Source organism: Streptomyces sp. NPDC093111 (assembly GCF_040683955.1).
Taxonomy (GTDB): Bacteria; Actinomycetota; Actinomycetes; order Streptomycetales; family Streptomycetaceae; genus Streptomyces.
In genome coordinates, this window is the sequence record NZ_JBFBNW010000009.1 from 37,295 (window position 1) to 63,757 (window position 26,463).

A 26,463-nucleotide genomic window follows, 5' to 3' on the forward strand; every position below is an offset into this window, starting at 1 on the left:
ATACCGTTGACGCGCCTGCCGCCGACCCGGCGGTGGAGTCTGCCGCCGAGCGCCTCGACACGGCGCGCCGGACGGGCGTGCCGTGCGCCCCGGTCCGTGACCTGCTGCCGCCCGGGGACCTGGACGCCGCCTATGCCGTCCAGAGCCTGCTGAGCGACCGGCTGGTGGCCTCGGGGCGCCGGATCACCGGCTGGAAGATCGGGCTGACCTCACCGGCTGTGCAGGCCCAACTGGGTGTCGACACCCCGGACTTCGGCCCGCTGTTCGACGACACGGCCGTCCCTGACGGCGCCGAGATCCCCTGGGGCGCGGTGCTCCAGCCCCGCGCCGAGGCCGAGGTCGCCCTCGTCCTCGGCCACGACCTCCCGCACGAGCGGCACACCGTGGCCGACGTGATCCGGGCGACGGCCTTCGCGCTGCCCGCCGTCGAGGTGGTCGGCAGCCGGATCCGCGACTGGGACATCACGGCCGTGGACACCATCGCCGACAACGCCTCCAGCGGCGTGTACGTCCTGGGCACCCGCCCCGTACTCCTGCGGGAACTCGACCTGCGGACCGCCGGGATGGTCCTCGAACGGCGCGGCGAGCCGGTCTCCACCGGGGCGGGCGCGGCCTGTCTGGGCAATCCGCTGCACGCGGCCGTCTGGCTCGCGGACACGCTGGCGCGGCTCGGCCGACCGCTGCGGGCCGGGGACACCGTGCTCACGGGGGCGCTCGGCCCGATGACCGCCGTCGAGCCCGGCGACGTCCTCGAAGCCCGTATCGACGGTCTCGGTTCGGTCCGCGCGGCCTTCGGCCGCCCCGCGCCGGAAGGAGGCGCCCGATGAACACCGGCGCACTGGCCGAGGCCCTCGACGGCGCGGCACGGGACGGCCGCCCGCTGGCCGGCGGCGGCAGCGGTCTGACGGACACGGCCGAGGCGTACGCGGTCCAGGGCGCCCTGGTCGCGCGGCGGCTGGCCAGGGGCGAGCGGCTGACCGGCTTCAAGCTGGGCTTCACGAGCGTGGCGAAGATGCGGCAGATGGGGGTCTCCGATCTGATCCACGGCCGGCTGACGGACCGGATGGAGGTACCGGACGGGGGGCGGCTCGACGTCTCCGGGCTCATCCACCCCCGGGTGGAGCCCGAGGTGGCGTTCCTGCTCGGTGACCGGCTGGTCCCGGGCGGGGACCCGATGGCGGCGGTCGCGGCCGTGGCCCCGGCCCTCGAGGTCATCGACTCCCGCTACGACGGCTTCCGCTTCTCGCTCCCCGAGGTCATCGCCGACAACACCTCGGCGGCGCACTACGCCGTGGGCGCCTGGCGGGCCCCGCGCGAACTGGGCGGCCTCGGCGTCCTCCTGGAGCTCGACGGGCGGACCGTGGAGACCGGGTCGACCGCCGCGATCCTCGGGCACCCGCTGCGCGCGCTGGCCGCCGCCGCCCGGCTCGGCGGTCCGCTGGAGCCCGGCACGGTGATCCTCGCGGGCGCGGCGACGGCGGCCGTGCCGCTGCCGCCGGGCACGTACGTACGGGCCACGGTCGCGGGGCTCGGCACGGTCGCCCTCACCACGGCGGCCTCCGGGGACGCGGAGTCCGGCGAGGGCGCGGTGTTCGCCGAAGCCGCTGGGCACGCAGAGGGCGCGGAGCCCGCCAGGACCGCCGCCGACGCCGAGACCGCCGAGGGGGACGCGTGATCGTGCCCGGTGCCGCGCCGCCGCGCGGCCGTTTCCCGCACGTCCGGCGCGCCGGCGACCTCGTCTACGTCTCCGGCACCAGCTCCCGCCGACCCGACGGCACCTTCGCAGGGGCGAGCGCCGACCCGATGGGGGTCACGGACCTCGACATCCGCGCCCAGACCCGGGCGGTGATCGAGACCGTCGGCCGCCTCCTCGGCGCCGCCGGAGGGGGCCTGAAGGACCTGGTCTCCGTCACGACGTACCTGGTCAGCATGAACGACTTCGGCGGCTACAACGAGGTGTACGCCGAGTACTTCGACGAGACCGGCCCGACCCGCACCACCGTCGCCGTCCACCAGCTTCCCCATCCGCACCTGCTGATCGAGATCAGCGCCGTGGCCCACATTCCGCAGGACAAGGAACCACCCCGATGACCATGAAACCGTTCAACCTCCACGCCTGGATCGAGGAGCACCGCCACCTGCTCAAGCCGCCGGTCGGCAACGTCCAGATCTGGCAGGACTCCGATCTGATGGTGACGGTCGTGGGCGGCCCCAACCGCCGCACCGACTTCCACGACGACCCGACCGAGGAGTTCTTCTACCAGCTCAAGGGCGACATGGTGCTCCGCGTCATGGACGAGGAGGGGCAGCCGCCGCACGACATCCACGTCCGCGAGGGCGATGTCTTCCTGCTCCCTGCGCACGTGCGGCACTCCCCCCAGCGGCCGGAGGAGGACAGCGTGGGCCTGGTCGTCGAGTACGTCCGGCCGCAGGGGGCGCGCGACGCCTTCGAGTGGTACTGCATGGAGTGCCACCACCAGGTGCACCGCAGCGAGGTGCAGCTCGGCTCGATCGTCGACGACCTGCCGCCGGTGTTCGAGGCGTTCTACGGCGACGAAGCCGCCCGCGTCTGCCCGAACTGCGGCGCCGTGCACCCGGGCAAGGACTGGCCCGAGGACCTGCGGCCGCGCACCCGCCGCGACGAGGCGGGCCTGATATGACCGTCGTCGACATCCACGCCCACGTCTTCCCGGAGATCGGCCGTGCCGAGGCCCGGCGCCTCACCGGCTCCGACGACGCCCCCTGGCTGCGGACCACGGACGGTCCGGACGCGGGGATGATGATGGCCGGGTCCGCCGAGTACCGGCCGGTCCGGCGCACCCTGTGGGACCCGGCGGAGCGCGTCGCCGACCTGGACCGGCTCGGCGTGGACGTCCAGGTGGTGTCCAGCACTCCGCTGCTCTTCGGCTACCAGCTGGAGACCGGGCGGGCCGTCGACTGGTGCCGTACCGTCAACTCCCACCTCCTCGCGTACGGCTCCCACGCCCCGCACCGGCTGGCCCCGCTGTGCCAGGTGCCGCTCCAGGACACCGAGGCGGCCTGCGCGATGGTCACCGAGGCCATGGCCCAGGGCTTCCACGGCGTCCACATCGGCAACCACCTCGGCGACCTCGACCTCGACCACGGGGCGCTCGTCGAGTTCCTCGCGCACTGCGCCGAGGAGGACGCGGCCGTCCTGGTCCACCCGTGGGACCTGCCGTCCGGCCCCCGGTACTCGCGCTACATGCTGGCCTGGCTCGCGGGCATGGCGGGCGAGACCCATCTGACGATCCTGTCGCTGATCCTCTCCGGCGCCTTCGAGCGGCTGCCGGCCTCGCTGCGCCTGCTCTTCGCGCACGGCGGCGGCAGCTTCCCGTACCTCCTGGGCCGCGCCGACAACGCGTGGCACCGCCGTGACCTGGTCCGCGCGGACAGCCCGCACCCGCCCTCGCACTACACCGACCGGTTCTCCGTCGATTCTGCGGTCTTCGACCCCGGCGCGCTGCGGCTGCTCGTGGACGTGATGGGCGCGGAGCGGGTGCTGCTGGGCTCCGACCACCCCTTCCCGCTCGGCGAGGAGGAGATCGGCCGGCTGGTCCGGGAGAGCGGGCTCACCCCGGAGGAGCGGGACGCGATCCTCGGCGGCAACGCCGTCCGCTTCTTCGGTCTCACGCCCGCACCCGCACCCGCGCCGGCCCCGGCTTCCGCCGCCGCGCTCACCCCCGCGGGGAAGGGGGCCGTCCGATGAGGGCCGCCGTGATCGGGTCGGGCAACATCGGCACCGACCTCCTCATCAAGATGATCCGGGGCTCGGGGGCGGTCACCGCCGCCGCGATGATCGGCATCGACCCGGAGTCCGACGGCCTCGCCCGGGCCCGCAGGCTGTCCGTCGCGACCAGCGCGAACGGCGTCGCGGGGCTCATCGCCCTCGACGAGTTCGACTCGATCGACCTCGTCTTCGACGCCACCTCCGCCGCCGCGCACCACCACAACGCCGCCGCGCTCGCCCCGTACGGCAAGCGGATCGTCGACCTGACCCCGGCGGCCATCGGTCCGTACGTGGTCCCGCCCGTCAACCTCGACGAGCACCTCGACGCCCCCAACCTCAACATGGTCACCTGCGGCGGTCAGGCCACGGTCCCGATCGTCTCCGCCGTCTCGGCGGTGGCGCCCGTGCACTACGCGGAGATCGTCGCCTCGATCGCCTCGCGGTCGGCGGGCCCCGGCACCCGGGCCAACATCGACGAGTTCACCGAGACCACCTCCCGCGCCCTGGAGCGGGTCGGCGGCGCCGCCCGGGGCAAGGCGATCATCATCCTGAATCCGGCGGAGCCCGCGCTGCTCATGCGGGACACCGTCCACTGCGTCGTCGACGACTGCGACACCGAGCGGGTGGCCGCCTCCGTACGCGCGATGGCCGAGTCCGTCGCCGCGTACGTCCCCGGCTACCGGCTCAAGCAGGAACCGCAGTTCCGCCGGATCCGCGAGGACGACCCGCTCGCCCGGCTCGCCGGCGGCCCACGGACCGGCGGCGGTGTACGGCTCCTCGTCTCCGTGTACCTGGAGGTGGAGGGCGCCGCCCACTACCTCCCGGCCTACGCCGGAAACCTCGACATCATGACCTCCGCCGCGCTGCGCACCGCCGAGCGCCTGGCCGAACGGAGCCCGGCCCGATGACCTCCGTCTACGTCCAGGACGTCACCCTGCGGGACGGCATGCACGCCGTGTCGCACCGCTACACCCTCGACCAGGTCCGGGCCGTCGCCGCCGCCCTGGAGGCCGCCGGCGTCGACGCCGTCGAGGTCGCCCACGGCGACGGCCTCTCCGGCTCCTCCGTCACCTACGGCCCCGGCGCGCACACCGACTGGGAGTGGCTGGAGGCGGCGGCCGAGGTGCTCGACCGCGCCCGGCTCACCACCCTGCTGCTGCCCGGGGTGGGCACGGCCGAGGACCTCCGCCGCGCGCACTCCCTCGGCGTCACCTCCGTGCGGGTCGCGACGCACTGCACCGAGGCCGACATCGCCGCCCAGCACCTCGGCCTGGCCCGGGAACTCGGCATGGACGTGTCCGGCTTCCTGATGATGTCCCACATGGCCCCGCCGGCCGAACTGGCCGCCCAGGCCCGGCTCATGGAGTCGTACGGCGCGCACTGCGTCTACGTCACGGACTCGGGCGGCCGGCTCACCATGGACGGCGTACGGGACCGGGTCCGCGCCTACCGCGACGTGCTCGACCCGGCCACCGAGATCGGCATCCACGCCCACCACAACCTGGGCCTGGGCGTCGCCAACAGCATCACCGCCGTGGAGGCGGGCGCGTACCGTGTCGACGCCTCGCTCGCGGGCCAGGGCGCCGGAGCGGGCAACGCCCCGCTCGAACCCACGGTGGCCGTCTTCGACCTGCTGGGCTGGGAGCACGGCTGCTCGCTGTTCCCGCTGATGGACGCGGCCGAGGAGCTCGTACGACCGACGCAGGACCGGCCCGTGCGGGTCGACCGGGAGACGCTGACCCTCGGCTACGCCGGGGTGTACTCCAGCTTCCTGCGGCACGCGGAGGCCACCGCCCTGCGCCACGGGCTCGACACCCGGGACCTGCTGGTCGAGGCGGGACGGCGGCGGCTCGTCGGCGGGCAGGAGGACCTGCTCGCGGACATCGCGCTGGACCTCGTCGCAGCGCGAGGTCCGGCCGGCTCCCCGCCCGCCGCCGGCTCCACTCCCCCCGCCGCCTCTCCCTCCCCCTCCCTCTCTCCCGCCCACGTCACGACGGAGTGACCGCCATGCCGACCACGTCCACGACCACGACACTCGCCGACCGCGCCGCCGCGCTCGACGCCGCCGACGCCCTCGCTCACGTCCGGGACCGCTTCCTCCTCCCCGAGGGGGTCGTCTACCTCGACGGGAACTCCCTCGGGGCCCTCCCCGCGGCCGTGCCCGCCGCCGTCGAGGACGCGGTGCACCGCCAGTGGGGCACCGACCTGATCCGCTCCTGGAACGCCAACGGCTGGTGGGAGGCGCCCGTGCGGACGGGCGACGCCATCGGCCGGCTCGTCGGCGCCGCCCCGGGCCAGGTGGTCGCCGGAGACTCCACCAGCGTCCAGCTGTTCAACACCCTGCTCGCCGCCGCCCGGCTGCGCCCCGGCCGCCGGCTGCTCCTGACCGACCCCGACCACTTCCCCACCGACCAGTACATCGCCGACTCGGTGGGTCGGCTGCTCGGTCTCGACGTCCGCCGGGTGCCGGCCCGCGAGGCCGCCGCCGTGCTGGCCGCCGAGGGCCGGGACGTCGCCGTCGCCGCGTACGCCCCGGTGGACTACCGCACCGGTGAGCTGCACGACATGGCAGCGCTCACGGCCGCCGCGCACGCGGCCGGGGCCCTGGTCCACTGGGACCTGTGCCACGCGGCGGGCGCCCTGCCCGTGCGACTGGACGCGATCGGGGCCGACTTCGCCGTCGGCTGCGGCTACAAGTACCTCTCCGGCGGCCCCGGCGCCCCCGCGTTCGGGTACGTCGCCCACCGCCACCAGGCGGAGTTCGACCACCCGCTGACCGGCTGGCACGGGCACGCGGAGCCGTTCGCGATGTCCGGTGCGTACGCCCCCGCCCCAGGGATCACCCGCGCCCGGATCGGCACCCCGCCGCTCCTCTCGCTGATCGCCCTGGAGGCCGCGCTGACGGCCTACGAGGGCGTGGACATGGAGGCGCTGCGGGCCAAGAGCCTCTCCCTGACCGGCTTCTTCCAGGAGTGCGCGGACTCCCTGCTCGACGGCCTCGGCTTCACGATGGCCACCCCGCGCGAGCCCGCCCGCCGGGGCAGCCAGGTCGCGCTGCGGCACCCGGAGGCGTACCCGCTGATCGCCGCTCTCACCGCGCGCGGCGTCATCGGGGACATGCGCGCCCCGGACCTGCTGCGCTTCGGCTTCAACGCCCTCTACCTCACGCACGCGGACGTCCTGCACGCGGTGGGCGAGCTGCGGTCGATCGTGACCTCCGAGGCCCACCTGGCCGCGGAGCACCAGCAGCGACCGACGGTCACCTGAGGTCCCCGGACCTCCCCGCGCACCCACCCACAGCCGGTCCGCGCGATCCCCGAACCGACGCCAGGCCGTCGCCAAGCCGATGGCAAGCCGCCGCCCCGGGCGGTCGGGCCGCCGCGCGGACCGGAACCCTCGCACGTCTCTCCCACCCGTTTCTCACCGCCGAGAACCCGAGCACCCCGAGGACCCCCATGCGATCACTGCGTACGAAAGCGGCCCTGGCCACGGCGGTCGCCGCCGCCACCGCCGCGACCCTGCTCGTGCCCGGGGGGTCCGGCGCGGCCTCCGCGTCCGCCGCCCCCCGCACGACCGACCCGAACATCCCGGAGGTCTGCGCCGACCGCCGTCCCGGGCCGGCCGACCCCGGCGCGTACGGCATGCAGTTGGACGGGACCTTCCGGCACCCCGCCCTCACCCCGCTCGACGAGGAGAACGAGCACTCCTTCCCGGGCCGCAACGCGGAATACGACACCCGCTCGTACATCAAGAACATGAAGGTCGAAGCCGCCTACGAGGGACCGGACTTCACTCCCGACTACTTCCACACCTGGCAGAACATCGTCGACTTCGACGGCCGCCGCTACATGTTCCAGTACGACCGCTCCGAGGGCCGGGTCTACGACATCACCGACGTGAAGAAGGTGCGGGTCGTCGAGCGCCTGAGCCGCGAGGACGTGGACGGCGACGAGACGAAGGCCAACGGCGACTGGGCGGCCAACGACTACTGGGGCGCCTCCACCATCCAGTGGAACAGGAAGCTCGGCGCGTACGTCATGGTCCAGAGCTTCGAGAACAAGCGGCAGATCCACGAGCTCACCGACGACCCGGCGCAGGACAAGTACGGCAACCCGGAGGGCGTCCGGAAGGTGCGCGCCAAGCCGGGCCTGAAGGGCTTCAAGGTCTTCCGGCTGGACGGCCCCCGTAAGAAGGACTGGAAGCTGCTCGCGACGGTGTCCACCGACGCCACCCAGCAGGACCCCCTGCGCAGCGACACCGGCACGGCCCAGCAGGGCTCCGGTTCGCTCGACACGCCGTACTGGACGGGCGACCGGTACATGTTCATCGCGACGGCGCCGGACGACACCTACTCCCGCACCGAGTACCCGACCAACCTCCACTCGGCCGGCTACCAGTCCTGGGACATGGCCGACCCGGCCCACCCGAAGCTGCTCGACACCTGGCACCTGCCGGGGCAGCGGACCGGTGAGGACGCGGAGTACCGGAAGAACCCGCGCTGCGGCAACCGCACGAGCTGGATGGGTGCGCGCATGCCGCTGTTCGTGCCCAGGCCCGTGGAGAAGGGCGGGCGTTACGCGTTCGCCGCGATGGGCGGCTACGGCCTGACCGTGCTCGACATCTCGGACCCGGCGAACCTGCGGACGGTGAGCCACCTCGACCTGCCGCCGTCCGTCGCCGGCACCGAGGGCGACAACATCGACGTGTCCCAGTACGAGCGCACCGGCATCGTCTACTACTCCGGCTACCCGCTCACCGAGGACTGTTACGAGCCCTACAAGGACGTCTACCAGATCGACGTCAAGGACCCGAAGAACCCGCGGCTCGTCGGCGCCCTGCCCCGCCCGGTCCCGCCGAAGGCGTCCGGCATCACGGACTTCTGCCAGCGGCGCGGCAGCTTCGGCCCCAAGCGCACCGGCTCCTACACCAACCCGGGCCGGCACACCCCGGGGGTTCTCGGCTACGGCTTCTACAACGCGGGCGTGCAGTTCTTCGACGTCTCGAACCCCGCCCGGCCCGAGATCGAGGCCTACTTCGTCCCGAAGGCGTACGGCAGCGGCACCCCGGACTACGCGTACGGCAACCAGACGCACGGCGTGTACGTGGAGTGGGACCGGAACATCGCCTGGGTGCTGACCAACCACGGCATCTACGCGCTGTCCTCGCCGAAGGTCCTCGGCAAGCCGGACCTCGACCGCCCGGCCGAGCCGTTCCGCAACAGCGCGTTCTGAGCCTCCTCGGCTCCCCTCTCCCTCCGCACCCCCAGCCCCGCCCGCCCCGCCCCCGTACGGGCACGCACAGAAGGACACCCGCCATGGCCACTCAGGAAAGACCCGTCCCGGTCCCCGGCCCCGCATCCGACTCCGGTACCCGGGACGGCGGCCTCGTCCGCTCCCTGACCCCCCGCCAGACCACCATGATCGGCCTGGGATCCGCGCTCGGCACCGGTCTGTTCCTCGGCTCCGGGTCGGCGATATCCGCCGCCGGACCGGCCGTGATCATCGCGTACGCGATCGGCGCCGTGCTGGTCGCCATCATCGCGGTCCTGCTCGGCGAGATGTCCGCGGCCCATCCCGTGCAGGGCTCGTTCGGTGCCATCGCGCACAAGTACCTCGGGCCGTGGGCAGGCTTCGTCACCCGCTGGATGTACTGGTTCAGCGCGGTCGTGGTCATCGGCACGGAGGTCGTCGCCTCCGCGCTGTACATCCGGTGGTGGTGGCCGGGGGTTCCGATGTCGGCGGCGATCCTGGCCGTCGCGGCGGTGGTCCTCGCGGTGAACATCATCAACGTGAAGTCCTTCGGGACCACGGAGTTCTGGCTCTCCACGATCAAGGTGACCGCGCTGTGCGCCTTCATCCTGTGCGCGGCGCTGCTCGTCTTCTTCGGTCTCCCGGACACGGAGGCCACCGGTTTCGCGCACCTCACCGACGACGGCGGGTTCATGCCGCACGGCGCCAAGTCCGTCTGGATCGCGATGTCGGTGGTGATGTTCGCGTACGCCGGTTTCGAGGTCGTCGCCATCGCCTCGGCCGAGGCCACCGACCCCCAGCGGTCCATCAGGACCGCGATGCGCCAGCTCGCTTGGCGGCTGAGCGTCTTCTACGTGCTCGCCATCACGCTGGTCGTGGCGCTGATCCCGTGGCGGCGGCTCGCGGAGAGCGACGGCAGCGTCGAGGCGAGTCCGTTCGTGCGGGTCTTCTCCGACGTCGGCGTGCCGGCGGCGGCGACCCTCACCAACCTCGTGGTGCTCGTCGCTGCGATCTCCGCCGCCAACGCCCACCTGTACGGCGCCTCCAGGCTCCTGCACTCCCTCGGCGACGACGGCCTCGCCCCGGCGCCCCTGGCCCGGCTCACCGCGCGCGGCGTCCCGGCCGCGGCGCTGGCCGCCTCGACCCTGGGCATCGCGGCGGCGGCGCTGCTCGCCTTCTACGACGTCGGGGGCATCTTCGGCATCCTGATGTCGATCGCCCTCTTCGCGGTGCTGCTCGTCTGGCTCCTGATCCTCGCCTCGTACGTGGCCTTCCGGCGCCACCGGGACGCGCATCCGACGGAGTTCTCGGGCTTCAGCATCCCCGGGGGCAGCAAGCTCGCGCTGGTGGCCGGGGTCGGAGTGCTGGCCGTCGCCGCCACCGCGATCGAGGTCCCGGACATGCGGCAGGCGGCGGGCATCGGGCTGGCGTTCACCGCCGTGCTCCTGGTCTGCTACGCCCTGACGGCGCTGCGCCGCAGGAGCACCCGCCAGAACTGAACGGAGCCCGCCGGAGGGGGCCGGCGGAAGGGGGGCGGCGGCGCCGTGCCACGGTCGAGGGCCCGTGGCACGGCGCCGCGGCGCGTCTGGGGGCGGGCGGGTCCTCGAGGCCGGGCGCGCGCCCAGGCAGGTGGGGGCTCCGGCGCGTCGGGGCGTACGTCGGGGCGTTTCCGCACCCGGCCGACCTGGCGGGGCGGGACGGGTCGCGGTGTTCCGGCCGACACGGCGCAGACGTCGGTCTCACCGCCGTCGACGTCGGTCTCACCGCCGGGTCGCCGACGGCGTCGCCCGGGTAGCGGCGTTGTCACCCGTGATCAGTCTCGTATGCGTGGCATTCTTCGCGCGGGTGAGGCCGAACTCGGACGCCTCGCCCGAGTCGACGAGTACTCCACGCTGACGCGGGAGCACGGGGACTCCCGGCGAGCCCGGACGGCGCGCCGACGGGTTTCCCGCGCCGGGTCGGCATTTCCGGACACCGACGGACTGAAGGCTGGGCCATGCGGAAACTGATCTACGGCATGAACCTGACCCTGGACGGCTACATCGCCGCGCCCGGCGACGACATCGGCTGGAGCGGACCGCCGAGCGAGGAACTGTTCCAGTGGTGGCTCGACTACGAGCAGCAGAGCGACCTGACCCTCTACGGGCGCAAGCTGTGGGAGACGATGAGCGCCTACTGGCCGACCGGCGACCAGCAGCCCGGCGCCACCCCGGCGGAGATCCGGTTCGCGCGGAACTGGCGGGACACGCCGAAGGTGGTGTTCTCCTCGACGCTCGACGAGGTCGACGGGAACGCCCGCCTGGTCACCGGCGACGCGCTCGCCGAGATCACCCGGCTCAAGGCCGAGGACGGCGGCCCGATGACCATCGGCGGCGCGACGCTCGCCGGGGCGGCCGTGCGCGCAGGGCTCGTCGACGAGTACGCGATCGCGACCCATCCGGTCCTGGTGGGCAGCGGCACGCCGTTCTTCACCGCGCTGGACGACTGGGTGAAGCTGAATCTGGTGGAGACCCGGACGTTTCCCGGCGGCGTGGTCCTGACCAGGTACGTGACGAGGCGCTGAGCCGCAACGCCCGGATCAGCGCACGTCCACGCGGCCTTGTCGCCTCGCCGTACAGGCATCACAGTGTGACCTCATGGACGCTATGCGTGACCTCTCCGTGGCTGGTCGTCGTGACTGATGTCGTGGGTGACCGACCGCCGCAGCAGGTGGGGCCGACCGCGGCGAGCAGTTCGGTGGATGGGTCGCTCACCCTGCCTGCGGACGTGGTCGCCGAGTTGGGGCGCCGGGTCTGGGAGCTCGTCTCGGGGCATGGGGACGCGCCGGGGCAGGGGGCGGGGAAGGAACGGGCGGCGGAGGAGCGGGCGGTCGAACGGGCTCTTCCGGTTGCTTCGCCCGAGACGGGTGGACTGGCGGCTAGGCTGCGCGGGGAGTCCTTACCCGAGGCGGCCGCCGGCGATCCACTCGCCCTGGTGGACGATGTCGGACGGCTGCTGCGTGAGGGCAACGCGCATCCCGACCATCCGGACTTCCTCGCGTTCGTGCCCTCCCCCGGGACCGTCACCGGGGTGCTCGGCGCCGCCCTGGCCGCCGGGTTCGCGGTGCCGACCGGGTGGCGGTTCACCGGGGCGGTCTCCAGCGCGATCGAGTCGGCCGCCGTCCGGTGGCTGGTCGAGCTGCTGGGTCTGTCCCCGCGGTACTCGGGGTTGTTCGTGTCCGGGGGCTCGACCGCCAACCTGACCGCCCTGACCGCGGCCCGCGACGCCCTCGTGGGCACGGAGGCCCTCGGCGCCACCGCCTACTTCTCCGATCAGACGCACCTCTCCGTCCCCCGCGCGCTCCATGTCCTGGGCATCGGCCGGGACCGCATCCGGGTCCTGCCCGCGGACGCCCGGCGGCGGATCCCCGTGGCCGGCCTGGCCCGCCGCGTGGCCCAGGACCGCCGCGACGGACTGCGGCCCTTCCTCGTGGTGGCCAACGCGGGCACCACGGCCACCGGAGACATCGACCCCTTACCCGAACTGGCGGCCTTCTGCCGCGACGAGGGCCTGTGGCTGCACGTGGACGGCGCCTTCGGCGCGCCCGCCGCGCTGACCGCCCGCGGTCGTGCCGCGCTGGCGGGCCTGGACGCGGCGGATTCGGTGAGCGTCGACCCGCACAAGTGGCTGTTCCAGCCTGCCGGAACAGGGTGCGTGCTCCTGCGCGACCCCGCCCACCTGGGCCACGCGTTCGGTGTCGCCCTCCCCGGCTATCTGGAGGCGGGCGCCACCGGGGGCGGAGACGGGGAGGTGGACTATCTGCAGTGGGGGGTGGAGCAGACGCGGGAGTTCCGGGCGCTGCGCCTGTGGATGTCGCTGAAGGTGTTCGGCGCGGACGCCTTCCGTGCCGCTGTGGAGCGCGGCATGCAGACGGCCGACGACATCGCCGCGTACATCCGCTCCCGGCGCGAGCTCGAGGTGGTCACGGGGCCCTCGCTGGCTGTCGTCACCTTCCGAGGGGTTCCGCCGGCCGACGCCCCTCCGCGGAGTCCTGCGGATGTCGACTGGCTGGTCGAGGAGGTCTGCCGTGATCTGCGGGCGGAGGGACGCGCCATGGTCGTCCCCGTCGGCGTGGGCGGCCGTCGGGTGTTCCGGCTGTGCGTGATCAATCCGCGTGTGGAACGGGACGGGGTCCGTGGTGTCGTCGACCGGATCGCCGAGCTGTGGACGGCTCGTGCCGGGTCCCGCGAGCGGCCGGGGGACGCGGCGTGACCACGGGGCGGCCGGTGCGAGGAGGGCCTGATGGAGAGGGGAACGGTGACCGGGACGGGTGTGCAGAGCCTCTCGACGCGGACGTTCTACGGGCCGAGGCCGTGCGCAGCGCCGGTCTGGACGACTTCGGCGACCCCGGTCACGTACCCGCCCTGGACCTGCTCGTATCGGCGTTGGAGACCGAGGCCGGGCTCACGCCGGCCGGTCGGGCCGAGGTACGGGGCACCCTCCTCCGCGCGCTGCGCACCCGCCTGTGGCTGCACGCGCGCCCCGTACCCGCCGTACCCGCCGTGGAGCAGCAGCCTCCCGTCGTCCTCGTCGGGCTGCCCCGGACCGGCAGCACGGTGCTGCACCGGCTGCTCGCCCTCCATCCGGCACTGCGGGCGCCGTGCCTGTGGGAGCTCCTCTCACCGGTCGCTCCGCCCGGAGCCGTGAGGGCGGGCGATCCGGTCGCGGAGGCCGAGCGGTACGTGGCCGACCTGCACCGGACCGCGCCCGAGCTGGCCCGCGTCCACCCCACCGGGGCGTACGAGCCGGAGGAGTGCGAGCACCTGATGAACACGGACTTCCGCAACAGCGTCCTCGGGCTGCTCAGTTACCGTGTCCCGAGCTACGCCTCCTGGCTACTCGCGCAGGATCTGACATCCGCGTACGAGCTCCACCGGGCGCAACTCGCCCACGTCCTGGCCCGGCGTCCGGCTCCGGCCGGCGCGCGGCTCGTCCTGAAGAGCCCCTCGCACCTGTGGCATCTGCCCTCGTTGGACCGGGTGTACCCCGGCGCGCGGTTCGTCGTCCTCGAACGGGACGTCGAGGAGGCGATCGGTTCCGTCTGCGGGCTGGTGGTCGCGGCCCGACGCAGGCGCAGCGCCGGGGTCGATCCCGTGGAGATCGGCCGGGAGATGACCGCCGCCACGCGCACCGGTCTCGCGAGGCTGTACGCGTTCACCGGCGACCCGTCGGTCGGCGAGCGGTGTCTGTCAGTCCGCTTCACGGATCTCGTGGCCGGTCCGGTGGAGACCGCGGCCCGCGTTCTGGCCTGGCTGGGCCTCAGCGCCGACCATGCCTTGCGCGGGCGCTGGCACGAGCACCTCGCGCACAACCCCCGTCCCCCGCACCTCCACCCCCGCGCGGCCTGCGGCCTGCCGGCGGCAGGGTCACCGGCCGCACCGCAGACCTTGGAGGCGTCGTCATGACCGGACCTTCCCCGCACCGCGGCCACCTGCCCTACCCCTTCGACCGGGAGCACTGTCTCTCGCCGCTGCCGCACACCGGGCTCCTGGCCGCGCCGGGCCTGGCCCGCATCACCCTGCCCAGCGGCGATCCGGCCCACCTCGCGGTGCGCCACGCCGACGTCGTACGGGTCCTGACCGACCGTCGGTTCAGCCGCCGGGCCATGCTCACCACGCCTGGCGGCCCCCGCTGGACCCTCGCCGACCTCGAAGAGCCCAGCCTCCTGGGGCTCGATCCGCCCGACCACACGCGGGTCCGCCGGCTCTGCGCCCCCGCGTTCCGCCCCGACTGCGTCGACGGGCTCACCGGTGCGGTCGACCGCCATGTGGGCCGGCTGCTCGACGGGCTCCTCGCCGCGGGCGCCGGGCGGGCGCCGGTCGACCTGCTCGCGACGGTGGCGCTGCCGCTGGCCGAGGCTGTCCTGTTCGACGTCCTCGGCGTCAGCTCCGTACAACGTGCTCCGCTGGCCCGTTGGGCACGCCGGAAGCTGTCGCTGACCGCGCTGCCGCCGGAACAGGCCCTGGCCGGGCACCTGGCGCTGCGCGCCCACTACGAGGGGTTGTTCTTCCCGGCGCGCGGGGGCGATGCCCTGGTGCCGGGCGGGCTGTTCCACCGGCTGCGGGACGCCCACCTCGGCGGTGGGCTGAGCCGGCCGGAGCTCCTGGCCACGGCCGTCAACCTGTTCGTGGCCGGGCACGCCACCACGGCCGCCACCCTCACCAACGGCGTCCTGGCGCTGATCAACCACCCGGACCAGTGGCAGGCCCTCCGTCGCGACCGGACGCTCCTCGGACCCGCCGTCGAGGAGATCCTCCGCTTCGACACGATCGCCGACGTGGGACTGCCGCGCCTGGCCGTGGCGGACGTGGCCGTCGGGGCGACCCTCGTCAGGGTCGGGGAGGCGGTCGTCCCCTCCCACGCCCACGCCGGCCGCGACCCCGCCGTCTTCGACCGGCCCGACACCTTCGACATCACCCGCCCGCCTGGCCCCCACCTCGCGTTCGGGCACGGCCCCCACCACTGCATCGGCGCCGGCCTCGCGCGGCTCGAACTGCGGACCGCGATCGGCGCCCTGGCCGACCGGGTGCCGGACCTGCGGCTCGCGGAGCCCGCCATCGCGCTGCCGTTCCCCGGCGGGTCCCTGATCGGCGGAGTGTCCCGCCTGCCCGTGTACACGGATGCCCCATGAGCCGAGGCCGGCACCGACACCAGCTCGACGACGGCCGCGCAGGCCCAGGCACAGGTGCTGACGCAAGCCCCGTGGACTCGGCGTCAGGGCATGGCGCAGTGTGTCCGTCCCGATGGAGTGCGGTATCAACCGCCTCAACAGGCACCGATCCGCGGCCGCAAGGTACGACAAACCAGCCGTCCGCTACGAAGCGCCTGTTCTGGTGGGAGCGATCAGCGAGTGGCTGTAGAGGGATGATGACGGGCGCATGACTCTGCGGGTGACCACGGAACCCACGAGAGAGTGTCGCGCCAGCCAGGTCGCCCGCAGGCCCAGCCCTGGAGCACCTGGGCCACAGGTTCCACTGCGAAGACCTCGTGCGTGCGGGGTACCCATGCCTGGAAGTGCTTGTCCGGCCCTCCCTCACGGTATTCCACCTGGTAGCTCAGGTCGTCATTGAGATAGACCTGCATGTAATGCTGATCTGCGGGCTCCAGATCAAGCCGCCGCACGACGACGAATCGTGACCCGAGACTCATGTCAGCCAGCAGGTCGTGCATCTGGTCGTCAGAGGGGTCGTCCCAGGTCGTCCCGTTCGCCTCAACTGCTTGCAGTACTGGTGTTGCCATGCCTCTGACTCTAGCCACCACACCGGGATCTCCACCTCGGCGGGCTCGACCTCCGACAGGCGCTCTTCGTCCAGTCGGAGCCGACCAGGATCGTCGATGAGCGTGGGCCGGTTCGGTGGAGCAGGCGGACCTCGGCAGCGCTCCGGCCCCCTCGTCGTGCAGAGCACACGCGTAATCCCGAAGCACCCGGGCGCTCCCAAACCGCGCTTCTGGATACCGCCACGTCCTTTAGGCAAACGACGGCGGCGAGTTGGTGCGCAAGGCAACTGAAGATCAAGGACCGGAATAATCCCTGCGGCGCCAGGTGCGCCGGCTCCTAAGATCATCGGATGACGGAGCCTCTTTACCCCGCCAAGCCCCGCCCCGGAGACCGCGTCGCGGTGCTGTCTCCTGCGGCCGGCCTTCCAGGTCTCTTCCCTCTGCCCTACGAGTTGGGGTTGCGCAGACTCCAGGACGACTTCGGGCTGGAGCCAGTGGAGTATCCGACAACCCGGAAGATGGGGGCGACGCCGGAGGAACGGGCCGCGGACATCCACGCGGCATTCGCGGACCCTGACATCAAGGCGGTGATCGCCACCATCGGCGGGGACGACCAGATCACGGTCCTCCCCCACCTCGACCCCGATCTTCTCCGTGCCGATCCCAAGCCGTTCATCGGCTACAGCGACAACACCAACCTGCTGCTGTTCCTACGGAACCTGGGCATCGTCGGCTACCACGGCGGCTCGGTGATGGTCGAGCTCGGACGGCCCGGCGCGATGCACCCGTTGACCGCCGACTCCCTCCGGGCGGCGTTGTTCACGTCGGGGGCGTACGAACTCACCCCGCCAAGCACCTCCGGGGACGTCAACCGCCCCTGGGAGGACCCGCACACCTTCGACTCCGAACCGGAGATGCAACCCGCCGAAGGGTGGTCCTGGCACAACGCAGACCGGGTGGTCGAAGGGATCAGCTGGGGCGGCAACCTGGAGATCATCTCCTGGCTGCTGATGGCCGACCGGGCGGTGCTGCCGGTCGACGCCTACGCCGGCAACGTGCTCTTCCTGGAGACCTCCGAGGAGATGCCGCGCGCCGAGGAGGTCTTCCGGATCCTGCGGAACATGGGCGAACGCGGGCTGCTGCGACAGTTCCCCGCGCTGCTGATGGGCAGAGCGAAGAGCTGGTCGTTCCAGAACCGGTTCAGCACGCAGGAGAGGGCGCAATTCCGCCGGCAGCAGCGAGAGGCCGTGCTGCAGGTTCTGCGAGAGTACGCCCCCGACACCATGGTGGTGTTCGACGTCGACCTGGGCCACACGGACCCACAGTTCGTGGTCCCCGTCGGAGGGCGTGTCCGGGTGGACGGCCTTGCACGCCGGATCGTCGTCACCTACTGAGCGGCACATGGGGGCGAGCTGCGGCGCAGCCGGTCGGCCACCCGCGTTCGACAAAGAACCTACCTACAGGCGCTACAACGAGGTCGATCGCGCGATCGATCTGGTCGAAGCGTTGCCCGACCCCGAAGTCCCGGCCCCGCGGGTGGTCAGCGTCGATGAGTACGCCACCCGCACAGGCCGCCATCACTGGACTGTCCTGGTCGACGTCGAAAGCCGGCGTCCCATCGATCTGCTGCCCGACCAGGGGGGGGCGTCCAGCCTGCCTCTTGGCTCGTGAAACGGCCCGGGGTGGAGGTGGTCTGCCGCGATCGTGCACCGTTCTTCGCCGAAGGTGCTACGGCCGGGGCACCACAAGCGGTGCAGGTCGCGGACAGGTGGCATCTTCGGCGCAACCTGAGCGAGGCCGCAGAGCGATGCGTCGCAGACCACCGAGGATGCCTGCAGGTCCTGGCACCGGATCCAGCCCAGCCTGCCCCCCCGAGCCGAAGAATCTCGAAGGCCCCTCCGGCTCGCCCTGGCCAAGGGGACAACGCTCGCTTCGCTGACCGCACCCGCGACAAGCACGCGACCTTCCACGAACCGCTGACCGCCGGGGTCAGCCGGAGGGCGATCGGCCGCCAGCTTCGGATGACCTCCCGCATCGTCAAGCTCCTCGCCGACGCAACCGCTCCGGAGGACCTGTTCCGCGGGCAATACTCACCGAGCGCCAGGGCGAACGGCTGCCACAGTCTCAACGCTGTCCGGCGAGACGACCTCCCCGGCCTCCACACACTCGCCGCTGGCATCGACCGTGACCGCGATGCAGTCACCGCCTGCCTCACCCCGCCCTGGAGCTCAGGCGTCGTCGAAGGCCACGTCAACCGAATCGAGATGCTCAAACGCCACATGTTCGGCCGGGCCGACTTTCACCTCTTCCGCAAGCGCGTCCTGCTCTACTCGTAAAGCGCAGGTCAGACCATTGTGGATGGCCCGTCGGAATTTCCCCTCCGCGGCCGTCTGACGGGGAGCCAACTGGCCACGGGACCGGTGACGGTCGGTGACTTGGTTCGCGCTCGTCATCCATCTTGTTCGGCGGCTCCCGCGACGGCCGGACCGAGATCGGTGGGGAGGTGGCACACCGCCAGGGCGACGGCTTCCTCGGCTGTGGCGGCCTCGCCGAGAACGTCGTCGGAGAGAGGATGCTTCTTGAGGCGGAACGGGCTGCCATTGTGTGACGGGACGATGGCCACCTCATCGCGGAACGGGTACCCAGTGCAGGAGCTGAAGCCGAGCGTCCAGTGGCTGGAAAATACATAGAGCTGCCGCAGCCGCCGCTCGGCATGAGCCGCTTCCACGAGTTCGCCGAACCCTGTGAAGTCCGGTTCCTCAGCCGCCTGCTCCCGCATCGTGCGCCACTGCAGCTCCACCACCGCGGCCGGCCCGCGTTCGTGAGCTTCGGCCCGCTCGCTGGAGCGCAGAAACGACAGCTCCGCGCGCAGCTCCCGCAGGCTCCTGCCCGATCCCCACGCCGCTCCGGCCCTGACGACATCCGCCAAGTCGGTTGTGGCTCCGGTGATGAGTTCGACTCCGCGACTCCAGCCGGCGACACCGAACCAGCGGCTCTCCGCCCCGATGCGAACGGACAGCGGCTTGCGCTCAGGGACCGACGAGGCGATACCGGCCGAAACTAGCGGGCCCCAGTCGCCGGGCACCACTGTGAGATTGAAACGGAGTTCGGCCGCCAGCTGTTCCAGCGCTGCGGCCAGGCTGCCCGCAGCAACCAGATCAGGGTAAAGGTCAGAGTCCACCGCCATATTCTGCCGTCGCGACGCCACCATGGGAACGGCGATCAGGCGCCGCAGCGAGGGCCATGGGTACGTGACTCCGAGTGTCTGTTGCCCACGGCCTGGGGAGCCATTGACATCGCACTCAGTCAGACCCCACGGAAATTGAGCCAGAACCATCTCTGGTGAACATCCGCCGCACTCAAGATCGTCAACTGCTGCCCAAAGCGCTGCCCAATCGCTGCTACTTCACGGCTTCTGGCTCAGGTTCTGCGGTGCCGACACGGCGAGTGATCACAGCTGGTCGAATGCGCGAAGGATGAGCTGAACTTCTTGACGCCACTCTGCGGCGCTGCTGCTGTCCACCCATCCTCCGGCGAGTTCGGATCCATCCCCCAGGACGCGGCGGAGCGCTTGACGGGCCAGGGCACGCACCGGCTCTGACATCTCGGGGAGTGGTCTCTCTGGCCCGCCCTCGGAGTTCGTGGGCAGATCGCTGTCCTGGGCATGGCCGAGAACATAGGCAGCGGCAGCCACTACCTCCGCTCCGTCCTCGCCACCGACAACCGAGCCGGAATCGACCACTCGCTGGAGCGCTTCCTTGATGGCAGCGGCGGCCTCCTGCGACGGCAGACCATCGAGCCAGTCCCTGAAGTCGTCGGCGAGATCGCTTTGGAACGGCCCTGTTCCTCGCGTTCCCATTTGTGTCTCCTGGTATTCGCTGACCGAGCCGCGTCAGCATCTCAGCAACCACTGACACCGTTCACGGCGCGAAGAGCACACACTTGCGGAGCAGAGGAAAGCCGGCATGGCCAGACATCTGGCGAGTTCGCTGAGGGCAAAGTACGGAGCCAAAGAACTGCGGCCCACGCATTCAAGGGCTCTCGCGCTGGCGGCTTCGGCCGGCGTGTAGCCACTGGCGAGCCTGGAATGCGAACAGTCCCCTCGACCAGCAGGTCGAGAGGACTGTCGCGTTGGTAGCGGGGACAGGATTTGAACCTGCGACCTCTGGGTTATGAGCCCAGCGAGCTACCGAGCTGCTCCACCCCGCGTCGGTAGGACCAGCCTACGCCACGTGCCGGGCGCTTCCGACCACGTTCGCGCTGAGGGACGTCCCTTCTGTCTCTCCAGCCCTCAGTTTCGGCATTCAGCCCACTGTTCTGTCTCGGGGCTCCTATAGGAGTGAGGCGTCACGTCGGCCCCCAGGGTGAAAGAGGTCATGGCGAACGAGACGACAAAGCTCGACGGATACCACGGCGATCGTGGTGAGCCGGGCGCAGCGGCCGGGAACGGAGGCCCCGGGCGCGGACGGGGTGGACTGCAGCGGCGCCGGGCGGCGGTGTGTGCGGCCGTGGTGGACGGGCCGGCCGCCATCCGGAGGTGGTGTGGTACGCGGGGCTAGCCCCGGCCGTGATCACCCGTCTCGGTGTGGGCTGGGCGGGCTGCCTGGGCTGATGGCGACCGCACAGGTGGGGGCCGCGTACGACCTGCCACCACACGCGTCCGCGGTGGTCGCGTTTATGGAGCCGGGGCGATGACCAGCGTGCACTCCATCGCGTTCAAAGCGCTGGCACACGAAAGGTCGCCATGACCAAGGACAACAAGCCCCGCCCCGCAGTCGACCTCCGCTTCGGAGGGCTGCGCTCAACCGCGCAGCGCATCCCCGCGTGGCTCATCGCGGCAGCTGCGACCGCTGATACCACCGGGGCCTGGTGGTGGCAGAGGTGGCTGTGGATCACGTGCCTCGCCTGCGACCGGCCCCTGTGCCCCGCCGCCCACAGCACGTCGGTGAGCTGCTCGGACAGGAAGCCTTAGCCGAGAGCAACGGCGGTAACCCTGGCCCCGGACCTTTGTGGAGCGGCCCGGGGGCAGGCTTGCCTCGGCGAGCACCCGGGCAACGGACCACGCCCCTGACGATGGGGCTGAGGTTGGGCTGGCCGCCCCTCGGGCTCAGAATGGGAGCATGGCTCGCCCTTCCATCGCCCCGCGCCCGTTGAACTCCGACGAACGCACGGTGCTTGAACACATCCTGTCGGCGGACTTCGCCGGCGCATCACAGCTTCGGAGCCAGTTGGACCGTACGGAGGTGATCGCCACCTGGGGAACCGGCTCCGTGAGCGTCGACCTCCAGGTCCGGGAACCTTGCGAGCACGCCGCACTGTCGCAAGCGCTCGTGCCCGTAGATGCTCACGTCCTCGGCCCTTCCGGCGCCTATGTCGGTGAGATCCTCGTGTGGACGGAGCGAGGCGCCACCCTCGCAGCCCTCGAGTTCGCCTGGGTCACCGACGAGCCGCCCACCTCACTCCCGGCCGTCACCGACGGCCGACTCGCATGGCAATCGTGACAACCCCTTCGGTCAGCAGGGCCAACCAGAACACCGCGCTCAAACCCTGCTCCGCCTCGCGAGACGACGTGCTGTTCGCGATGCTCCGCGCCGACACCTTCTTTGAAGCCCGGTCGACCACGGCAAGATCAGGTACCTGCGGGTCCTCGCCCATCACTCACCACTGGGTGAGACCAACCGCGACGTTCACGATCGAAACGGTGGCCAGAACACCACAGGTGAACCTGACCATCGACGGTGTCAGGAGCCGGTTGATCCCCACTGTGGTCGCCATGAAGCCATGGATCCGCCACGCAACATCGCGGAAGTTGAACGCCACCAGCAATCCGGCGGCCCCAACGGTCAGACTCCATGCAAGCCCTGGCCACGCACTCATCGATTCTCCCCAGAGACAGTCGATGCCCAGTATGGATCCTGGCGCTGGACCAAACCCATGGGGGCACCTCCGAGTGTGAAGAGCCGGATGGTCCCCGCTGGGGACCCAGGGTCCCGCCGGAATCCCGAGTGTGGCGGTGGCCAACGTGATCAGCATTCCTTGATCACCAGCGGCTGGGAGAAGCCGGGGGCAGAGCACTGTCCATACGGCGAGTAGGGCGCGAGAGGTCGGCGTACACGTGAACGTGCCCAGTCGAATGCGGCCGAAGGCTAGGCAGGGTCCTTTGCAGGGGGTGCGGGGTGAGGTCCGCCGTGTTCCTCGTCGACGGGACCTTCTCCGCCGTGCCCGTGGGGCGGTTCGGAGTCCGTCGAATGTCCGTCATCTACTGGGCCCCAGCAGTGGCTCCGTCACAGTGACGTGCTCGGCATAAACGGACGTATCTCCTGTCCCGTGGGGCGGCCGGGGGGATCGTCCTGGCGACTCTGGCTACGCCAGCGGGTCGGTGAGGCTTCCCGCGCGGATCGCGTCGAGCAGTGCGTCCTTGACCTGGGGCGGCATCAGATTCGACGACTCGATGGCTTCAGCAGTGAGTGGGACCTCCTGGAGCAGGTACTCGCCGCGGTCGTCGCGCGTGAGCTCCGAGCCGGTGCGGTCGTCGAAGTTCCAGACGGCGATCCGAGCGAGGTAGAAGTGCTCGGTCTCACCCTTGTCGTTCTCCAGCCGGCAGAACGGGTGCAGATCGAAGGCCTCGCCGGCGATCTCCTCGCGAACCTCCCGCAGCAGCGCGGCCTCCAGACTGGTGTCCTCAGGCTCGACGCCGCCGCCGACGAGGACCTGGTAGGGAGGGACGCCGGGGCGGATGCGGCTGATGACGAGCATGGTGCGGAGGTGGTGCGCAGGATGGCGCGGACGCGCTCCTTCATGGGCTTCTCCCTGGTGGTCATGGTGGGTCAGTGGAGCATCCAGCCGCCGTCTATGGGCAAGGTCATTCTCGGCCCCGGGAGGACAGTGTTCACTGTGATGCCGTACAGGCCAAGCTCTCTGGCCAGCGACGGGGTGAGGCCGAGGATTCCCGCCTTGGCCGGAGTGCAAGCGGTAGGTCTTGGGCGGCCGAGGTGTGCGTTGACGGAGGAGACGTTGTCAAGGGCAGCCCCTCCGGCATCAAGGCCGGTACCAAGGTGCGCGACGTTCGGCTCGTCGACGGCGTCGACGGGCACGACATCGACTGCAAGGTCGACTGCTTCGGTCCGATGCAGCTCAAGTCCGGTGTGGTCAAGAAGGCCTGGCCGGCGCCGAGGGCGCCACGTACAAGCATCTCTATGAATTGCAAACTTTGGCAATTCAATACATGATGGGTTTGCTGTGCCCGCAGGTAGCCGCGGGCACAGCACCCCGACGCCCCCACGCTCACGTGGGGTGATGAGGAGAGGGCGCGACCGTGTCGGTTCCGCTGTACCAGGCGAAGGCCGAGTTCTTCCGGATGCTGGGGCACCCGGTGCGCATCCGTGTCCTCGAGCTCCTCCAGGACGGGCCTCAGGCGGTGCGGGATCTGCTCGCGGCGATCGAGGTGGAGCCGTCGGCTCTTTCGCAGCAGCTGGCGGTGCTCCGGCGGTCGGGGATCGTGACCTCGACCCGGGAGGGCTCCACGGTGGTCTACCGGCTCGCCGGGGGTGACGTCGCCGATCTCATGCAGGCGGCGCGGCGCATCCTCACCGAGATGCTGGTGGGGCAGAACGAACTTCTGGAGGAGCTGCGCGAGGCCGAGGTCGCGGCGCGGTGAACAAGGTGGTGAACCGGGTGCGCTCCCTCCTGCCCGTGCGTGCCGACTTCGCCTCCATGACCCGCAGCCCTCGGCGTGATCTGCTGGCGGGGCTGACGGTCGCGATCGTGGCGCTGCCGCTCGCGCTCGGTTTCGGTGTCTCCTCCGGCCTGGGGGCCGAGGCCGGGCTCGCGACGGCCGTGGTGGCCGGGGCGCTCGCCGCGCTGTTCGGCGGTTCGAACCTGCAGGTCTCCGGGCCGACCGGGGCGATGACCGTGGTCCTCGTTCCGATCGTGGCGCAGTACGGCCCCAAGGGCGTTCTCACCGTCGGACTGATCGCCGGCGTGATCGTGATCGGGCTGGCCCTCGCCCGGGCCGGCCGGTACATGGCTTATATCCCCGCCTCGGTGGTGGAGGGTTTCACCCTGGGGATCGCGCTCGTCATCGGACTCCAGCAGGTTCCCGGTGCCCTCGGTGTCCCCAAGCCCGAGGGTGACCGGGTCCTGGAGGTGACGTGGCGCGCCGTCGAGGAGTTCGTCCAGGCCCCGAACTGGACGGCCCTCGGGCTCGCGCTGGGCGTCGCCGCCGTCATGCTCGGCGGCGCTCGGTGGCGGCCCGCCATCCCGTTCTCCATCGTCGCGGTGATCGCCGCCACGGGCGTCGCGCAAGTCTTCCGCCTGGACGCGGCGGCGCCGATCGGCGACCTGCCCGCCGGGCTGCCCGCCCCTTCGCTCGGCTTCGTCGACGTCTCCGCGCTTGGCTCCCTGCTCGCCCCGGCCGTGGCTGTCGCGGCGCTCGCCGCTCTGGAGTCGCTGCTGTCCGCGCGGGTCGCCGACGCGATGACGGTGGGCCAGAAGCACGATCCGGACCGGGAGCTGTTCGGCCAGGGCCTGGCGAACCTGGCGGCGCCACTGTTCGGGGGCGTTCCCGCGACCGGCGCCATCGCCCGTACCGCGGTGAACGTCCGGACCGGCGCCTCGTCACGGCTCGCGGCCCTGACCCACGCCGCCGTCCTCGCGGTCATCGTCTTCGCTGCCTCCCCTCTGGTGTCGAAGATCCCGCTCGCGGCGCTCGCCGGTGTCCTGCTCGCCACCGCGGTCCGCATGGTCGAGGTCGGCTCGCTGCGCGCGATGGCGAAGGCCACCCGCTCCGATGCCCTCGTCCTGGTCCTGACCGCCGTCGCCACGCTCGCGCTCGACCTCGTGTACGCGGTGATCATCGGATTCGTCGTGGCCGGCGCTCTCGCACTGCGGGCCGTGGCCCAGCAGGCCCGCCTCGCCGAGGTCGACTTCCACGGCGACCTGCCCGGCGAGCACAGCGAGGAGGAGCACGCGCTGCTCGCCGAGCACATCGTGGCGTACCGGATCGACGGACCGCTCTTCTTCGCCGCCGCCCACCGCTTCCTGCTCGAACTGACCGAGGTGGCGGACGTCCGGGTCGTGATCCTGCGCATGTCCCGCGTCACCACCATCGACGCGACCGGAGCTCTCGTGCTCAAGGACGCCGTCGAGAAGCTGAACCGGCGCGGGATCGTGGTGATGACCTCCGGGATACGTCCGGACCAGCGGCAGGCCCTCGCGTCCATGGGAGCGCTGGACGTACTGCGTCTGGAGGGGCGGGAGTTCGCTACGACGCCCGAGGCGATCGCAGGGGCCCGTGCCCATCTGAAGGGAATCGGGGTGCTTTCCGCAGCGCTGCGGCAGCACGCTCCCACGGCCGCCGAGGAGGCCGCTCGATGACGATGCCGACCACGCGTCGCATGGTCGAGGTCTCCGGGGCCGAAGCCCTGTGGCTCCTCGAAGGAGCCGCCCAGGGGCGCCTCGTCCACATCCGGCGGGAGCAGGCCGTCGTCCGGCCCGCCGTGCACGTACTCGAGTACGGCAGGCTGGTCGTCCGCACCCCCGTGCAGGCTGAGGTGGCCGCCGGCCGCCCCCTTCTCACCTACCAGGCGGACGACATCCGGCTGCCCGCGGGTACGGGCTGGAGCGTGACCGTGACGGGCCCGGCCGAACCGGTCGACGACCCGGTCGAGGCCGCCCACTATCTGCGCACCCTTCCCGGCTGGGCGTACGGGCCGCACGACACCTTGCTGCGCATCACCCCGCAGACGGTGGCCGGGTACCGCCTGGGCACCGTGGAGACGAGGTGAGTGCGGGCGTGGAGGTGCTTCCGCTTCGGCAGGTGCTGACGGCGCCCGCCGTGCCTGCGTCGGTGCGTCTGGTGCGCGAGACGGCGGAGAGGACGTTCGACGAGTGGGGCATCGCGCCCACGCATCCGACGATGGGGCCGGCCTTGCTGATCCTGAGCGAGCTGGTCACCAACAGCGTCCGGCACGCGGCCGTCTCCTCCCCCCGTCTGACCGTGACGTTCGCCGCCGGCGAGTACACGCTCGCTTTCGCCGTGCACGACCGCCACCCCTACCACCCCGGGGTGTTCGCCGCCGCCGGCGGGACGGGCGGGCTGGCCACCATCGCCGAGGTGATGGTGGAGTCCGGCGGAACCTGCGTCGTACGACGGGACGCCGATGGCGGCGGCAAAGCCGTTTGGATCACTCTCCCCCTGTGAAGACGAAG

General features: G+C 71.5%; 27 protein-coding genes, 1 tRNA gene and 2 pseudogenes. 23 read left to right on the plus strand and 7 right to left on the minus strand.

Going from position 1 to position 26,463, the window contains the following annotated elements; genetic code table 11:
- Positions 1–32 precede the first annotated feature (32 nt).
- The 14 genes from AB0Q96_RS17100 (at position 33) to AB0Q96_RS17165 (ending at position 15,667) form a co-directional block, all read left to right on the plus strand.
- Positions 33–827, plus strand: coding sequence for a fumarylacetoacetate hydrolase family protein (locus tag AB0Q96_RS17100; protein ID WP_365326138.1), 795 nt, complete (start codon positions 33–35; stop codon positions 825–827).
- Entirely contained in the window at positions 824–1,675 is an 852-nt protein-coding gene (locus AB0Q96_RS17105; RefSeq protein WP_365326140.1) for a fumarylacetoacetate hydrolase family protein, read from the plus strand. Before AB0Q96_RS17100 ends, AB0Q96_RS17105 begins: the two co-directional genes overlap by 4 nt.
- Positions 1,672–2,091: a RidA family protein gene (locus AB0Q96_RS17110; RefSeq protein WP_365326142.1), complete on the plus strand. Its 420-nt coding sequence runs from the start codon at positions 1,672–1,674 to the stop codon at positions 2,089–2,091. The genes AB0Q96_RS17105 and AB0Q96_RS17110 overlap by 4 nt, the downstream gene beginning before the upstream one ends.
- Positions 2,088–2,660 (plus strand): 3-hydroxyanthranilate 3,4-dioxygenase, encoded by a 573-nt coding sequence (locus AB0Q96_RS17115; RefSeq protein WP_365326144.1) that lies wholly within the window; start codon positions 2,088–2,090, stop codon positions 2,658–2,660. The genes AB0Q96_RS17110 and AB0Q96_RS17115 overlap by 4 nt, the downstream gene beginning before the upstream one ends.
- Positions 2,657–3,727: an amidohydrolase family protein gene (locus AB0Q96_RS17120; protein WP_365326146.1), complete on the plus strand. Its 1,071-nt coding sequence runs from the start codon at positions 2,657–2,659 to the stop codon at positions 3,725–3,727. The genes AB0Q96_RS17115 and AB0Q96_RS17120 overlap by 4 nt, the downstream gene beginning before the upstream one ends.
- Positions 3,724–4,656 (plus strand): acetaldehyde dehydrogenase (acetylating), encoded by a 933-nt coding sequence (locus tag AB0Q96_RS17125; protein WP_365326148.1) that lies wholly within the window; start codon positions 3,724–3,726, stop codon positions 4,654–4,656. The genes AB0Q96_RS17120 and AB0Q96_RS17125 overlap by 4 nt, the downstream gene beginning before the upstream one ends.
- Positions 4,653–5,750 carry a 4-hydroxy-2-oxovalerate aldolase gene (dmpG, locus tag AB0Q96_RS17130; protein WP_365326150.1) on the plus strand — a complete coding sequence of 366 codons (1,098 nt, stop codon included), beginning with the start codon at positions 4,653–4,655 and terminating at the stop codon, positions 5,748–5,750. Before AB0Q96_RS17125 ends, dmpG begins: the two co-directional genes overlap by 4 nt.
- A 5-nt stretch (positions 5,751–5,755) precedes the next feature.
- Positions 5,756–7,015: a kynureninase gene (gene kynU, locus AB0Q96_RS17135; RefSeq protein ID WP_365326152.1), complete on the plus strand. Its 1,260-nt coding sequence runs from the start codon at positions 5,756–5,758 to the stop codon at positions 7,013–7,015.
- 188 nt (positions 7,016–7,203) lie between these two features.
- The gene (locus tag AB0Q96_RS17140) at positions 7,204–8,979 is read left to right on the plus strand and encodes a hypothetical protein (protein WP_365326154.1); all 1,776 of its coding nucleotides are present in this window, start codon (positions 7,204–7,206) and stop codon (positions 8,977–8,979) included.
- 83 nt (positions 8,980–9,062) lie between these two features.
- On the plus strand, positions 9,063–10,496 hold the full coding sequence (locus AB0Q96_RS17145) for an amino acid permease (RefSeq protein WP_365326156.1): 1,434 nt from the start codon (positions 9,063–9,065) through the stop codon (positions 10,494–10,496).
- A gap of 497 nt (positions 10,497–10,993) precedes the next feature.
- Positions 10,994–11,560, plus strand: coding sequence for a dihydrofolate reductase family protein (locus tag AB0Q96_RS17150; protein ID WP_365326158.1), 567 nt, complete (start codon positions 10,994–10,996; stop codon positions 11,558–11,560).
- A gap of 410 nt (positions 11,561–11,970) precedes the next feature.
- Positions 11,971–13,248 (plus strand): pyridoxal-dependent decarboxylase, encoded by a 1,278-nt coding sequence (locus tag AB0Q96_RS17155; RefSeq protein ID WP_365326160.1) that lies wholly within the window; start codon positions 11,971–11,973, stop codon positions 13,246–13,248.
- A gap of 101 nt (positions 13,249–13,349) precedes the next feature.
- Entirely contained in the window at positions 13,350–14,441 is a 1,092-nt protein-coding gene (locus tag AB0Q96_RS17160; RefSeq protein WP_365326162.1) for a sulfotransferase, read from the plus strand.
- Complete coding sequence (locus AB0Q96_RS17165) at positions 14,438–15,667, plus strand: cytochrome P450 (protein ID WP_365326164.1); 1,230 nt, start codon at positions 14,438–14,440, stop codon at positions 15,665–15,667. The genes AB0Q96_RS17160 and AB0Q96_RS17165 overlap by 4 nt, the downstream gene beginning before the upstream one ends.
- A 212-nt stretch (positions 15,668–15,879) precedes the next feature.
- Here AB0Q96_RS17165 and AB0Q96_RS17170 read toward each other — a convergent pair whose 3' ends face one another.
- Positions 15,880–16,275 carry a hypothetical protein gene (locus tag AB0Q96_RS17170; protein ID WP_365326166.1) on the minus strand — a complete coding sequence of 132 codons (396 nt, stop codon included), beginning with the start codon at positions 16,273–16,275 and terminating at the stop codon, positions 15,880–15,882.
- 329 nt (positions 16,276–16,604) lie between these two features.
- On the opposite strand from AB0Q96_RS17170, the gene AB0Q96_RS17175 reads away from it, so the two are divergent.
- The 3 genes from AB0Q96_RS17175 to AB0Q96_RS17185 are packed head-to-tail and all read left to right on the plus strand — an operon-like array spanning position 16,605 to position 18,590.
- On the plus strand, positions 16,605–17,648 hold the full coding sequence (locus tag AB0Q96_RS17175; protein ID WP_365326168.1) for a S66 peptidase family protein: 1,044 nt from the start codon (positions 16,605–16,607) through the stop codon (positions 17,646–17,648).
- Positions 17,649–17,655: 7 nt separating this feature from the next.
- On the plus strand, positions 17,656–17,925 hold the full coding sequence (locus AB0Q96_RS17180) for a hypothetical protein (protein WP_365326170.1): 270 nt from the start codon (positions 17,656–17,658) through the stop codon (positions 17,923–17,925).
- 17 nt (positions 17,926–17,942) lie between these two features.
- The gene (locus tag AB0Q96_RS17185; RefSeq protein WP_365326683.1) at positions 17,943–18,590 is read left to right on the plus strand and encodes a transposase; all 648 of its coding nucleotides are present in this window, start codon (positions 17,943–17,945) and stop codon (positions 18,588–18,590) included.
- 113 nt (positions 18,591–18,703) lie between these two features.
- Here the strand turns inward: AB0Q96_RS17185 and AB0Q96_RS17190 are convergent, their stop codons facing one another.
- The 3 genes from AB0Q96_RS17190 to AB0Q96_RS17200 all read right to left on the minus strand — a co-directional run bounded on the left by AB0Q96_RS17190 (position 18,704) and on the right by AB0Q96_RS17200 (position 20,463).
- Positions 18,704–19,435, minus strand: coding sequence for a DUF6193 family natural product biosynthesis protein (locus AB0Q96_RS17190; RefSeq protein WP_365326172.1), 732 nt, complete (start codon positions 19,433–19,435; stop codon positions 18,704–18,706).
- A gap of 270 nt (positions 19,436–19,705) precedes the next feature.
- Positions 19,706–20,113 (minus strand): DUF4259 domain-containing protein, encoded by a 408-nt coding sequence (locus AB0Q96_RS17195; RefSeq protein ID WP_365326174.1) that lies wholly within the window; start codon positions 20,111–20,113, stop codon positions 19,706–19,708.
- 273 nt (positions 20,114–20,386) lie between these two features.
- Positions 20,387–20,463, minus strand: a tRNA-Met gene (locus tag AB0Q96_RS17200).
- 941 nt (positions 20,464–21,404) lie between these two features.
- Here AB0Q96_RS17200 and AB0Q96_RS17205 point away from each other — a divergent pair.
- Positions 21,405–21,755 carry a hypothetical protein gene (locus AB0Q96_RS17205; protein ID WP_365326176.1) on the plus strand — a complete coding sequence of 117 codons (351 nt, stop codon included), beginning with the start codon at positions 21,405–21,407 and terminating at the stop codon, positions 21,753–21,755.
- A 157-nt stretch (positions 21,756–21,912) separates the two neighbouring features.
- On the opposite strand, the gene AB0Q96_RS17210 is transcribed toward AB0Q96_RS17205, so the two are convergent.
- From AB0Q96_RS17210 to AB0Q96_RS17220, 3 genes and pseudogenes are all read right to left on the minus strand, one after another.
- Positions 21,913–22,074 carry a hypothetical protein gene (locus AB0Q96_RS17210; RefSeq protein ID WP_365326178.1) on the minus strand — a complete coding sequence of 54 codons (162 nt, stop codon included), beginning with the start codon at positions 22,072–22,074 and terminating at the stop codon, positions 21,913–21,915.
- 543 nt (positions 22,075–22,617) lie between these two features.
- Positions 22,618–23,010 carry an NUDIX domain-containing protein gene (locus AB0Q96_RS17215; RefSeq protein WP_365326180.1) on the minus strand — a complete coding sequence of 131 codons (393 nt, stop codon included), beginning with the start codon at positions 23,008–23,010 and terminating at the stop codon, positions 22,618–22,620.
- 71 nt (positions 23,011–23,081) lie between these two features.
- Positions 23,082–23,258: pseudogene (locus tag AB0Q96_RS17220) on the minus strand (SDR family oxidoreductase); the annotation flags it as partial.
- A gap of 12 nt (positions 23,259–23,270) precedes the next feature.
- Between AB0Q96_RS17220 and AB0Q96_RS17225 the strand changes: the two are divergent.
- From AB0Q96_RS17225 to AB0Q96_RS17245, 5 genes and pseudogenes are all read left to right on the plus strand, one after another.
- Positions 23,271–23,414, plus strand: a pseudogene (locus tag AB0Q96_RS17225) (PhnA domain-containing protein); the annotation flags it as partial.
- 155 nt (positions 23,415–23,569) lie between these two features.
- Positions 23,570–23,911 carry a metalloregulator ArsR/SmtB family transcription factor gene (locus AB0Q96_RS17230; protein ID WP_365326183.1) on the plus strand — a complete coding sequence of 114 codons (342 nt, stop codon included), beginning with the start codon at positions 23,570–23,572 and terminating at the stop codon, positions 23,909–23,911.
- A 56-nt stretch (positions 23,912–23,967) separates the two neighbouring features.
- Positions 23,968–25,629 carry a SulP family inorganic anion transporter gene (locus tag AB0Q96_RS17235; protein ID WP_365326685.1) on the plus strand — a complete coding sequence of 554 codons (1,662 nt, stop codon included), beginning with the start codon at positions 23,968–23,970 and terminating at the stop codon, positions 25,627–25,629.
- Positions 25,626–26,039, plus strand: coding sequence for a pyridoxamine 5'-phosphate oxidase family protein (locus AB0Q96_RS17240; protein WP_365326186.1), 414 nt, complete (start codon positions 25,626–25,628; stop codon positions 26,037–26,039). Before AB0Q96_RS17235 ends, AB0Q96_RS17240 begins: the two co-directional genes overlap by 4 nt.
- Complete coding sequence (locus AB0Q96_RS17245) at positions 26,036–26,455, plus strand: ATP-binding protein (protein WP_365326188.1); 420 nt, start codon at positions 26,036–26,038, stop codon at positions 26,453–26,455. Before AB0Q96_RS17240 ends, AB0Q96_RS17245 begins: the two co-directional genes overlap by 4 nt.
- Positions 26,456–26,463 lie beyond the last annotated feature (8 nt).